This is a genomic window from Flavobacterium cucumis, from assembly GCF_900148835.1.
In the GTDB taxonomy this organism is placed as follows: Bacteria; Bacteroidota; Bacteroidia; order Flavobacteriales; family Flavobacteriaceae; genus Flavobacterium; species Flavobacterium cucumis.
In genome coordinates, this window is record NZ_FRYK01000003.1 from 1 (window position 1) to 12,120 (window position 12,120).

The 12,120-nt window shown below is 33.0% G+C and carries 12 protein-coding genes; 6 read left to right on the plus strand and 6 right to left on the minus strand.

Translation table 11 applies throughout. The annotated features are described in order from the left end of the window. Nucleotides 1–669: 669 nt before the first annotated feature. The 5 genes from BUE95_RS08775 to BUE95_RS08795 all read right to left on the minus strand — a co-directional run bounded on the left by BUE95_RS08775 (nt 670) and on the right by BUE95_RS08795 (nt 3,948). Nucleotides 670–1,710 carry an ATP-grasp domain-containing protein gene (locus tag BUE95_RS08775; RefSeq protein ID WP_073583546.1) on the minus strand — a complete coding sequence of 347 codons (1,041 nt, stop codon included), beginning with the start codon at nt 1,708–1,710 and terminating at the stop codon, nt 670–672. Between the two features lie 2 nt (nt 1,711–1,712). Continuing rightward, the gene (locus BUE95_RS08780; protein ID WP_073583548.1) at nt 1,713–2,384 is read right to left on the minus strand and encodes an NRDE family protein; all 672 of its coding nucleotides are present in this window, start codon (nt 2,382–2,384) and stop codon (nt 1,713–1,715) included. Beyond that, nucleotides 2,372–2,860 carry a hypothetical protein gene (locus BUE95_RS08785; RefSeq protein WP_073583550.1) on the minus strand — a complete coding sequence of 163 codons (489 nt, stop codon included), beginning with the start codon at nt 2,858–2,860 and terminating at the stop codon, nt 2,372–2,374. The genes BUE95_RS08780 and BUE95_RS08785 overlap by 13 nt, the downstream gene beginning before the upstream one ends. A gap of 5 nt (nt 2,861–2,865) precedes the next feature. After that, complete coding sequence (gene msrB / locus BUE95_RS08790; protein ID WP_200778613.1) at nt 2,866–3,342, minus strand: peptide-methionine (R)-S-oxide reductase MsrB; 477 nt, start codon at nt 3,340–3,342, stop codon at nt 2,866–2,868. Nucleotides 3,343–3,504: 162 nt separating this feature from the next. Continuing rightward, on the minus strand, nt 3,505–3,948 hold the full coding sequence (locus BUE95_RS08795) for a DUF4268 domain-containing protein (RefSeq protein ID WP_073583552.1): 444 nt from the start codon (nt 3,946–3,948) through the stop codon (nt 3,505–3,507). Nucleotides 3,949–4,017: 69 nt separating this feature from the next. Between BUE95_RS08795 and BUE95_RS08800 the strand changes: the two genes are divergently transcribed. Both BUE95_RS08800 and BUE95_RS08805 read left to right on the plus strand, forming a co-directional pair. Further along, a complete protein-coding gene (locus BUE95_RS08800) occupies nt 4,018–4,659 on the plus strand; it encodes an NUDIX hydrolase (RefSeq protein ID WP_073583554.1) in 642 nt (213 codons plus the stop codon). A 118-nt stretch (nt 4,660–4,777) separates the two neighbouring features. Beyond that, nucleotides 4,778–5,587: a lysophospholipid acyltransferase family protein gene (locus tag BUE95_RS08805; protein ID WP_073583556.1), complete on the plus strand. Its 810-nt coding sequence runs from the start codon at nt 4,778–4,780 to the stop codon at nt 5,585–5,587. Between the two features lie 32 nt (nt 5,588–5,619). Here the strand turns inward: BUE95_RS08805 and BUE95_RS08810 are convergent, their stop codons facing one another. Further along, nucleotides 5,620–6,483: an alpha/beta fold hydrolase gene (locus BUE95_RS08810; RefSeq protein ID WP_073583558.1), complete on the minus strand. Its 864-nt coding sequence runs from the start codon at nt 6,481–6,483 to the stop codon at nt 5,620–5,622. Nucleotides 6,484–6,650: 167 nt separating this feature from the next. On the opposite strand from BUE95_RS08810, the gene BUE95_RS08815 reads away from it, so the two are divergent. From BUE95_RS08815 to lon, 4 genes are all read left to right on the plus strand, one after another. After that, nucleotides 6,651–7,469, plus strand: coding sequence for a M48 family metallopeptidase (locus BUE95_RS08815; protein ID WP_073583560.1), 819 nt, complete (start codon nt 6,651–6,653; stop codon nt 7,467–7,469). 65 nt (nt 7,470–7,534) lie between these two features. Beyond that, nucleotides 7,535–8,824 (plus strand): MFS transporter, encoded by a 1,290-nt coding sequence (locus BUE95_RS08820; protein WP_073583562.1) that lies wholly within the window; start codon nt 7,535–7,537, stop codon nt 8,822–8,824. A gap of 32 nt (nt 8,825–8,856) precedes the next feature. Then, nucleotides 8,857–9,393 (plus strand): lipocalin-like domain-containing protein, encoded by a 537-nt coding sequence (locus BUE95_RS08825; RefSeq protein WP_073583564.1) that lies wholly within the window; start codon nt 8,857–8,859, stop codon nt 9,391–9,393. Between the two features lie 197 nt (nt 9,394–9,590). Then, nucleotides 9,591–12,053 (plus strand): endopeptidase La, encoded by a 2,463-nt coding sequence (gene lon / locus BUE95_RS08830; RefSeq protein WP_073583566.1) that lies wholly within the window; start codon nt 9,591–9,593, stop codon nt 12,051–12,053. The last annotated feature ends 67 nt before the right edge of the window (nt 12,054–12,120 follow it).

Here is a 12,120-nt window from a genome sequence, read left to right on the forward strand (position 1 = left end):
CCCGACTGCGCAGATGGTACTGCATTTATGTGGGAGAGTATGTCGCCGCCTTTCTTTTGAAAACCCTTCATCTATCGATGAGGGGTTTTTTGTTATCCATAATCCCATAACTCTGGGACTGAAAAACCACCGCTAAAGGGTGGTTTTGTTGTTTGGTGTCATTAGAATTGAAGAATCCTACTTGGTTAGTACGGCTGAAGTCTTTTAACTTTTGGTAAGGTGATAGGTATTAGCGTGTGGAACTATGAAACAGCGTTGTCTCAATGTAGTTTACTTTACTACTTTTTGAAAAGCTACGTTTGTTTGGATTATGAGTTTAGTTAGTTCAGCTGTAGCTTTATAACTTTTGAAAGGTGTTATTGGTTTTGTTTCTAAATGTCGTCCCTACGTGACTATGCAATTAGAATCCTCTTAGAGTAACTTTTTTATAAATTTGAGGTTTGTTTAGACTTGTTCGCCAGAAGTATCTAAACTTTTGGCAAGCGTATTATTTAGTTTAGTTTCCAGCATAAAATCTTAATGGAACTTTAATAGGATATTATTCAACTCTTATGAGTTTTAGTTGATTTTGGTGTTCGCGAGTTTGCTTGTATTAATAAATTTGTTTCTGCCCGGAGAATAGAGTATTTTAAGTAAAAAAAGTGCGTATAGTTCTGTCTAAATAATTTTTTAAAATTCTAAAATGGTATCGTAATGTTTGTGGTGGTTTTTAAATTCTTGGACGCCTTCTTTGAATGTTAGGTATTTAGCTCCATTTTTGTGGTTGTTCTTGCTAATTAAATACATGTAATGAAAATGGCGAGTAAGTTCTTTCCAACCAAACCATATGCTGTGTTTTGGGTCGTACATGTGTGTGGGTTCACTTATAGCTCCGTTGATTTCTACAATTTGAAAATTTTTCCCTTTAGCTAAGTCTTCATAAGATTTATACATAATGTCCATTCGGCCAAAGTGAAATCCATCAATTTGGTTGCAAATCCTATTGAAACTTTCTATCATTTCAGCGGTTATTTCGTGACTAGCATCTACGAATTTTGTACCACGACAATGATTTCCATAAGGGACTAAATTAATAGTTTCCCCTATTTTTAAAACAGCGTTTAGTTTGTCTTTGTATTCTTCTTCAAGTGCTTTTAGTTGAATAAGATAGCGTTTGTTTTGATGAATTAATTCACGAAGTGTATTTTTTCCGTTTCCTTTTAGGATCATAAATTCTTTTGATACAATTCCGGTTATTTTTCCCGGTTGGTTTGGAAGTTTTACATAAAATAATCCAATTTCGTTTTCAAAAGGAATTAATTCTTGCAGTAGCACTTCAAATTTTGCTTTTTTGAGGTAATCCTGTAATTCTTCTGTGTTGTATAATTTTTTTACAGCAGTACCTCTTAGACCGATATCAGGTTTGGCAATTAGTGGAAAAATAATGTTCGCAATGTTTATTTTTTCTAAAATGCTATTTAGCGTTTCATTTGGATGAATCAAAATGGTTTTTGGATAATAATCAGTAGGAATCAAATCGTAAATTTCTTTTTTTGATTCCATAAAAAATCCGCCATTTTTTATTGTTGGATTAGATGCGTTGAAGAAAAAGAATGATTTTGTTCTGAAAGCATAATATAAGTATTGAAAGTAGACGGGTAAATAGACGACCTGATAAGGCCAATATTCCCAATGTATAAGTTTATGAAAGAATAGTTTTATTTTTATCATATTTACAGTAAGTCAAGATAAGACATTTGAATTTGGTTTTCTGAAACTACACATTGTGTAATGCTAATAGTTTTTAACATATCGTTACGGTTAATTTGGAGACCAAACTCTTTATTGTTGGCTTCAGTAAATTGATGAAAATTAAAAATTTGCTCAGGGGATATTTTTTTTTCAGTTTTTATGAACTGGTGAAACCAATTTTTTCTTTGTTCTCTTATTTCTTTTGAATACAGCGTTGCAGAGGACCAAATGTGAAATTCTTGTTTGTTGAGAATAGTTGTTTTTTTGTAAACTTCATTCCATTGTAATTCGATTAGTTTATTGTCTTCAAAAAGTACAATAGTGAAAGGTTCGATATCATCTAAATCAATAGTTTTCCAAAAGTTGAATGTATTTTCGGCTGTCATAAGATCCAAAACGATTAAACCTCTACTTTTTCTATATAGGGGTTTGGGGATGTGTTTTTCTTGCGCACCATTGAGTAATACAATAATTTTATTTTCGTTGTGTGCTATCCATGTGCCTCCAGCTTTAGGGTCTTTTGGAAATATTAAAGTCTTATTGTTTATTGAATGTTTTTGAGGAGATAGCGCCCGCTCTCTTGCGATTTTTTCATCTCTATTTGATGTAATGATACAACCATCAAATTTAGGAACATAAGTTACTGTGCACATTGTTTTCGAAATTCGATAGTTGATGGAGCTACTCCAAAAGAATTGGAAATTTTAATATGGGGTAAATTATGTAAAGCCACTTTTATCAATGCCTGATGATGAATGCTGTGTTCTAAATTATAAACTAATTCTCTGAAATAATTGGTTTCCAATAGCTCACTACTACTAAAATAGTTATAGGCCAATGAAAGTTTTTTGTTTGGTTTTTCTATTGCTACAAGATATTTTTGAATGATTGTTATAGCTTCATTTTTATCCGTTTGAAGAAGTAAATCTCGTTTTCTATCGTCGTAATTAATTATTCCCAAATCATAATTTTCTAATAGGCAACCTATGAGTTCTATAATGTGACGCATATGTTCGCCTATAGTTGCATTGCTTAATTCGGGATTTTTTTGTGTGAACTCGTCGTTAGTGAGTTGACGAAGGAGCGCAATATTTTCGTTAAGATTAATTTTTATACTTTCTATTAGCATGAATGTTATTTTTTTTCTGGAACAAATTTTATTGAAACGGAGTTCATACAGTAGCGTTGACCAGTAGTTTCTTTAGGACCATCATCAAAGATATGCCCTAAATGACCATCGCATTTTGCGCACAAAACTTCTGTTCTAATCATTCCAAAACTTAAATCTTGTTTGTATATAACAGAGCCTTTGATTGCTTTATCAAATGAAGGCCAACCACAGTGAGAATCAAACTTGGTATCTGAGGTAAACAAATCATTCCCACAACCGGCACAAACATATTTACCCTTTTCAAAATGGTCCCAATATTCTCCTGTGAAAGCTCTTTCGGTTCCTTTATTTCTTAATACTTCATATTGTTCAGGAGTAAGTTGGGCTTTCCATTCGGTCTCCGTTTTTTTGGAATTTGAATTCATAGTTTTCGTTTCTTTGTTTTGAGATTGGCATGCTTGTAAACATACAATTGCAAATAATAAAAATAATTTTTTCATATGTGTAAATTTTATTTTTTTGTGATCACATATGGTGTCGCTTTTTTTAATTGGTGTTTGGTTAGCAAACTTATTAATAATAGCGATTTCATAGCTAACATTTTTTCAAATTTAATTGTACTTTTTCAAATAAAATGTTAACGAATTTACAAAGTATTTGAATTATGTATTTATTTCTAGATCTTTAATATAATCTTCATTCTCATAGAAAAAGCTTTCAAATGCATCCATTTTTTCGGCAAAGAATTCAAAAATTTGGGGCCAAGTATCTTTATTATTAATACTTATTCCAGTTTTTTCTACCCAAACACGACTGATAATTTTTCCTGTTTCTAGATAGAAGTTTCGTTCAAAAATAACATCTTCAAGATAATCCTCTAGTAGTATGGTCTTTAACGATTCTACTTTCTCATAATATACTTTACGTTTTTCTTCGTCTTTTGGTTCTATATCTAGTATAACTTGAGCTTTTTTATTGTCTACATAAAATTTGAAAGTTACATCTTTAATTTTGGTGTTGTATAATAACCATTTGCGAGGATATTCAGAGGCGAATGCTATCCAAAAGTCTTTTTTTATTTTAATTGCTTCTTCTTTACTAAACATAGTATTTTAAAAAATGTTATTTTTCCTGTAAAAAAATAATTATCTTTAGTTTTGAAAAAAATAATTGATATGCTTTTCACAGATTTTATTAAATATATTCCAAAGATAGAAAAAGAAACCCTTCTTTCTACTGATGCTCATGCAAAAATGGCACCATTAGAGCGTATTTCTTATTTGAAAGAGGAGAATTATATGGATAAAAACCCTAGAAAAGCTGCAGTTTTAATGCTTTTTTATCCAAAAAATGAGGTTACACATTTGGCTCTAATTGTGCGAAACACCTATCCTGGCGTTCATTCCTCACAAATTGGATTTCCTGGAGGGAAAGTTGAAGAATATGATGTTAATTTAGAGGAAACAGCATTGCGAGAAACGCATGAAGAAGTTGGTGTTCCTCCACACAAGGTAAAGATAATTAAGTCGTTTAGTGAGATTTATATTCCCCCAAGTAATTTTTTAGTAGCCCCATTTATGGGCATTTCATCAGAAGAGTTAACTTTTATTCCTGATTTAGATGAAGTAAAGCGTGTGCTTGAATTTTCGATTGTAGATTTCTTAGATGATAAGAGTATTACAAAAGTTAAAATGTCTACCTCTTATGCAACGGATATAGAAGTTCCTGCTTTCATGGTAGATAAATATGTGGTTTGGGGAGCTACAGCTATGATGATGAGTGAATTAAAAGAAACGATTAAAAGTGCATTAATTTAACTGGGTTTAAATTATATGCTTGGTAAAGATTAAAATTGTGATTTTCTTCTTTTTTTCTTTTAAAAATCTTTGATTTTATTACTTTTGCCATCTTGTTTTGTTAATAAAGTTAATTATTATGGGATTATTTAAGAGAAATCCTTTCGGACATATATTATTTTTAAAGAAGTGGTTAATTCGTGTTGCGGGGATTATTACTCATAGGCGTTACAAAGGGTTCAATCAATTGCAAATTGAAGGGTCTGAAATTATTAGAAGTTTACCCGATACAAATGTTTTATTTATATCAAATCATCAAACCTACTTTGCAGATGTTGTTGCTATGTTTCATGTTTTTAATGCCAGTTTAAAAGGTAGAGAGAACAATATTAATAATGTTTTTTATTTGTGGAATCCCAAATTAAACATGTATTATGTAGCTGCAAAAGAGACCATGACAGAAGGTATTTTACCTAGAATATTTGCTTATGCAGGTGCGATAACAGTGGAACGAACTTGGCGACAAAAAGGTAAGGATGTAACAGAAAAAAAAGAGGTTAATCCTAATGATACTGAGAATATAAAAGTTGCGCTAGAGGATGGTTGGGTAATTACTTTCCCACAAGGTACGACTCGTTCATTTAAACCCGTTCGTAAAGGTACGGCTCACATAATTTTACAGCATCGTCCTATAGTGGTTCCTATAGTTATTGATGGATTCCGTCGTTCGTTTGATAGAAAAGGATTGCGAATTAAAAAGAAAGGAATTCTACAATCTTTCGTAATTAAAGAGCCGTTAAAAATTGATTATGATCATGCAACTGTTGATGAAGTAGTAGAAATGATTGAGTATGCTATAGAACAACATCCTTCTTTATTGAAGGTTATTCCTGCAGAAGAATTAGAAGAAAGAACAAAATTAGATCGTGAGCGATCTTGGAAATATTAAGCCTTTTTTCAGAAACGAAATTGGATTACATTTTATTTGGATATAAAATCCATGATTCTTTTTATTACCATTTCATCTCCAAGTATTTTTCGATGTCCAAGTCCATTGGTAATCATAAGTTCGGAACCATTTAAATGTTCGTGAATATGATGAGCCGCTTTAACAGAAACATCATCATCTTCTTGATCGTGAAGAATTAGTACTGGGATTTTAATTTCTTTTGCAGCTTTGTATGCTGAATAATCATCCATTTTTCCAGCAAAGCGTTTTTCGAAATGATCTCTTAATTTGATTCCGTATTCTGGTTGTAATTCTAATTTTTTGATAAAATCATCAATAATATCTTGAATAATATCGCCAGCTCCGATAGTTATAGCTTTCTTAACTTGAAGATTTTGCTTGATTGCATTTAAAACCGACATCCCACCAAGCGAATGTCCAATGGCATATTCAAACTTACCATATTGTTTTTCCAACTCTAAAATTGAGGCTATAAATTCAGTCATTATTGAATAATTGCCTTTTGATTTACCATGTGCAGGTGCATCAAAACTTATGGTCATGTAACCCATTTTTAGTAACTCATCAGCAATTTTTACTAACTGAGTTCCTCTACCGGACCAACCATGAACTAAAAGAACTTTTTTATCACTTTTACCATATTCGTATACCACAATTTCTTTATTTATTTCGGTAACAGGTATACTTTTTTGAACGCTTTCACGTTCCATATGTAATTCTCTTTTTGGTAATTTATGTCGAATTGGGGTTGTAAAAAGTTTAGCAGCAAATTTAGTGGTCAAACTTGGCGATATTGCCTGTAGTAGTTTTGCGGTCAACAAAATGGCTTTCGGGATTTCGATAACTTGTGATTGCTTTTGTTTCTTTTTAGACATGTTCATAAATTTTGCGCAAGTTACAACTTATGTAAATTTGGAAGTGCATGTGGATTATAAAATAAAGTTAAATTATAAATAATAATAAGTTTCTTTACAGGAACAAAACACATCTAGGGTTAAGTTGCTAACTTATAAAATTGTATTTTTGTAAAAAATTTTCAGTTATGAATTTCAAATTAAAATTTATTGCTTTTGCAATTTTAGTACTTGTAGTATCTTGTGCTAAAAACCCGTTCACTGGGAAAAGTACAATGGCTTTAGTTCCAAATAGTCAAATTTTTCCGTCAGCTTTCCAACAGTACAATCAGTTTTTATCTGAGAATAAAGTTGTTAAAGGAACAGCAGACGCAAAAAGAATAGAAACTATTGGAACTAAAATAAAAACGGCTTCTGAAAGATGGTTGACTGCTAATGGTCATGCTGATTATTTAGAAGGATATGCATGGGAATACAAATTGGTAGACAGCAAGGAAGTAAACGCATGGTGTATGCCCGGTGGAAAAATTGTTTTTTACACAGGAATTTTACCAATTTGTAAGGATGATGCAGGAATAGCTGCTGTTATGGGGCATGAAGTAGCACATGCCTTGGCAAATCACGGACAACAGCGAATGAGTGCAGGACTTTTACAGCAATTAGGTGCTGTAGGCACACAAGTTGCTGTTGGAAATAAAGACCCTCAAACACAGGCTTTGATTATGCAAGCTTATGGAGTAGGTTCTCAAGTTGGTGGTATGTTGCCTTTTAGTCGTTCACATGAAAGTGAAGCCGATATGATCGGATTAACATTGATGGCAATTGCAGGATATGATCCGATAAATGCCGTTAAAGTTTGGGAACGAATGTCTGCAAATTCTGGAGGACAAGCGCCACCAGAAATTTTGAGTACGCACCCTAGTAACGAAACCCGTATTAAAGAATTGACCGCTTTAATTCCTCAAGCTAAAGCAGAGGCAGCTAAGTTTGGAGTAACTTTTAAATAATTCAAAAAATACTATTATATTTGAATCCCGACATTGTCGGGATTTTTTATTTAAAGACCATTATTATGCAGCAACTTGAAAAAGGAGATTCAAAACTACTAAATGCTTGGGCATTTTATGACTGGGCCAATTCGGTATATGCTTTGGTGATTTCTTCAACCATTTTTCCTTTATATTACGGCGCTTTATTTCGTCAAAAAAACATTGAAGAAATTGTTTTATTTGGATTTTCCATACGAAGTGAGGCTTTAATAAGTTATGTTACAGCGTTAGGTTTTTTAATCATTGCTTTTATTTCACCTTTGCTATCAGGAATCGCTGATTATATGGGAAATAAAAAGTTTTTCTTGAAACTTTTCTGTTACGTAGGAGCTATTTCTTGTATGTCGTTATACTTTTTTTCTCTGGATACGGTTGTTTTGAGTTTGATTTCGTATTTGCTTGCTTTGATAGGTTTTTGGGGGAGTTTGGTTTTTTATAATTCGTATTTGCCCGACGTGGCTCACAAAGAACAGCAGGACAAAATCAGTGCCAAAGGATTTAGTTTGGGATACCTTGGAAGTGTTCTTTTATTGCTGATTTGTTTGGCTATGGTGATGTTAGTAGAAGATGACCAGAAACTCCAAATGATGCGATATTCCTTTCTTTTTGTTGGGTTATGGTGGATAGGTTTCAGTCAGTATTCCTATTATTATTTACCTAATACAAAGAATACTAATAAGTTACATCGAAACGTGGTTTTTAATGGATTTAAAGAATTGCGTAAGGTTTGGCATCAGTTGAAAGAATTAAAACCATTAAAACGTTATTTAGCCGCTTTTTTTGTATACAGTATGGCTGTGCAAACTATCATGATTATCGCGGCTTATTTTGGAGAAAAAGAGGTACAGTGGGGTAGTGATAGTAAGCGAACTATGGGGTTGATAGTTAGTATTTTATTAATTCAATTGATTGCAGTTTTGGGTGCTTGGTTCACTTCAAAAGCATCGGCAAAATTTGGAAATATAAAAGTGCTAATTTTTATCAATTTCTCTTGGATTTTAATTTGTACCTATGCCTATTTCGTAGTTACTCCAAATGATTTCTACATTGCTGCTGCTTTTGTGGGATTGGTGATGGGAGGTATACAATCCTTATCACGTTCCACGTATTCTAAATTTATTCCTGAAAATACAGTAGATACGACTTCGTTTTTTAGTTTTTATGATGTTGCAGAGAAAATAGGTATCGTAATCGGAATGTTTACCTATGGTTATATTGCTGATGTTACGGGAAAAATCCAAAATGCCATCTTATTTTTGATTTTATTTTTTGTAGTTGGGTTACTTTTGTTGTTACGTGTTCCAAAAAAATAAAATATATTTTTATATTTGATAAAACAATAATTATGAAACATATTAAATACACCTTAGCTTCTTTTTCAATCCTATTAACTACACTTTTGTTGCTTTCCTGTGAAAACGAGCCATTGGATCCAGCGATTGACGTTTCAGGAAATTCATCTGTTGTTGGGTCGTATTTCATTACTGCATTCAATACTTCTGTTCCTACAGATTTAAATCAGGATGGAACGGCTTCTTCTAATCAACTTAATGAAACAACATGTTTTGATGGTAATTATATTCTTCTAAATCCCGATAATACTTTTACGGCTAATTCAAAAGGAATTGACATAACGACTAATGGAACTGATGAGACGATTACTTGTTTTGTTGATCCAGATATTAACGGAACTTGGTCTTTAAGTGGAGATCAATTGTCATTAACCTATACCGAAGCAGGAGAACAATTTACCGATATTTTCACAGTTTCTGGTTCAACATTAACACTAAGTATTAATGATGGTGAAATTGTTGGGGTTACTTCTACTGGAGACCCTGTTTATTTGAATGCTGACATTGATATTATTTTTACAAAACAATAGTATTTCCTTTTTTACCCTATAAAGTCTCAAAAATTTCTTTGGGACTTTTTTTATGGCATACAAATTGACTTATAAGACTTGAAATTGCTATTTAAAATTATTTTATGATTTGATTATCAATAGAATACTGCCTTAATGTGTAACTTTGAATACAGTTTCAAAAAAGAATTACTGACAAAAAGACCATAAATATTATTATGCCGAATCAAAAAATACTAGCACTTGACAATTTGTCACTTCAAGAAATGGATCCAGATGCGGAATTGATTCCGTTGATGACCCCTGAGGATGAAGAAGAAATGAATAACGAGGCGTTGCCTGACGATATTGCCATTTTACCTTTACGAAATACTGTTTTATTTCCAGGTGTGGTTATTCCTATTACAGCAGGAAGAGACAAATCGATTAAATTAATTAATGATGCTAATGCCAAAGGGAAAATCATTGGTGTGGTGGCACAAATTGATGAAAACGTAGAAGAACCAACTCCAAATGATGTGCATCACGTTGGAACTGTAGCCCGCATCATGCGTGTTTTAAAAATGCCTGATGGCAATACAACCGTAATTTTGCAAGGGAAAAAGCGTTTTGAAGTGGCCGATTTTACACAAGAAGAACCCTATCTACGCGCCACAATTAAAGAAGTTTCAGAGGAACGCCCAGAGACCAAAGATGTGGAGTTTAAAGCGATTGTAGAATCCATTAAGGAATTGGCTATCCAAATTATCAAGGAGAGTCCGAATATTCCAACAGAAGCTACTTTTGCTATTAAAAATATCGAGAGTAACCCTTTCTTAATCAATTTTGTTTCTTCTAACATGAATCTTTCGGTAGAAGAAAAACAAGAATTACTTTCTATTCCAAATTTAAAGGATAGAGCATTAGAAACGTTGCGCTATATGAATTTAGAGCTTCAAAAATTAGAAGTTCGCAATGATATTCAATCAAAAGTTCGTTTTGATTTGGACCAACAACAACGAGAATATTTCCTACAGCAACAAATGAAAACCATTCAAGAAGAATTGGGTGGTGTTTCCTATGAAGCTGAAATTGAAGAAATGCGTGCGAAAGGGAAAAAGAAAAAATGGGATGATAAAACAGCAAATCATTTCGAAAAAGAATTGGCAAAGCTACAACGCACCAATCCAAATTCGCCAGACTTCGGTATTCAACGCAACTATATTGAGTTGTTTTTAGAATTGCCTTGGAATGAATTTACCAAAGATAATTTTGATTTAAAACGCGCTCAGAAAATTTTAGATCGCGATCATTATGGTTTGGAAGAGGTAAAGCAGCGCATCATTGAGCACTTGGCGGTTTTAAAACTGCGAAACGATATGAAATCCCCTATTTTGTGTTTGTATGGACCTCCTGGTGTTGGTAAAACATCTATTGGAAAGTCAATTGCAGAAGCTTTAGGGAGAGAATATATCCGAATGTCGCTTGGAGGTTTACGTGATGAGGCGGAAATTAGAGGTCATCGAAAAACGTATATTGGAGCGATGCCGGGACGAATTCTTCAAAATATTAAAAAAGCGAAAACGTCAAATCCTGTATTTGTTTTAGACGAGATTGACAAATTATCATCAAGTCATAACGGTGATCCATCTTCGGCTTTGCTAGAGGTTTTAGATCCAGAGCAAAACAAAGAGTTTCATGATAATTTCCTAGAGTTGGGTTATGATTTATCTAAGGTAATGTTCATTGCCACTTCAAATAGTTTGTCAACCATTCAGCCAGCACTTCGTGACCGTATGGAAATCATTGAAATGACAGGCTATACGATTGAAGAAAAAATAGAGATAGCCAAAACACATTTATTGCCAAAACAATTAAAAGAACACGGCTTAACGGCTAAAGATTTACAAATTGGTAAAAAGCAATTAGAGAAAATCGTTGTGGGGTATACACGGGAGTCGGGTGTACGTGGTTTAGAAAAGAAAATTGCGCAAATGGTACGTCATGCGGCAAAATCTATTGCAATGGAAGAGCCTTACAATGTAAAAATTACCGATACCGATATTTTAGAAGTATTAAAATCACCTAGAATGGAGCGCGATAAATACGAAAATAACGATGTTGCGGGAGTTGTTACAGGTTTAGCTTGGACATCAGTAGGGGGTGATATTTTGTTTATTGAATCCTTAATTTCTAAAGGAAAAGGTGCTATGGCGATGACTGGAAATTTAGGGACCGTTATGAAAGAGTCGGTTACTATTGCTTTAGAATACATTCGTGCTAATGCTGAGGATTTGGGTATTAATCCTGAAGTTTTAAATAATTATAATATTCACATCCATGTACCAGAAGGGGCCACTCCAAAAGATGGACCAAGTGCAGGAATTGCCATGTTGACTTCTATGGTATCTTCTTTTACTCAAAAACGCGTCAAGAAGAATATTGCGATGACCGGAGAAATTACGTTACGTGGAAAAGTACTGCCTGTGGGTGGAATCAAAGAAAAGATTTTAGCAGCTAAGAGAGCAAATATTAAAGAAATCATTTTGTGTAAGGAAAACAAACGTGATATTGAAGAAATCAAAGCAGATTACATTGAAGGATTGACCTTTCATTATGTGGATCGAATGAGTGAGGTTTTAGATATAGCGATTACGAACCAAAAGGTAAAAAATGCTAAGGTTTTAGAAGTTAAAAAATAATAATAAAATTACATAAAGAGGAACTCTCAATAAATCACTTATTGGGAGTTCTTTTTTTGTTTCCTAA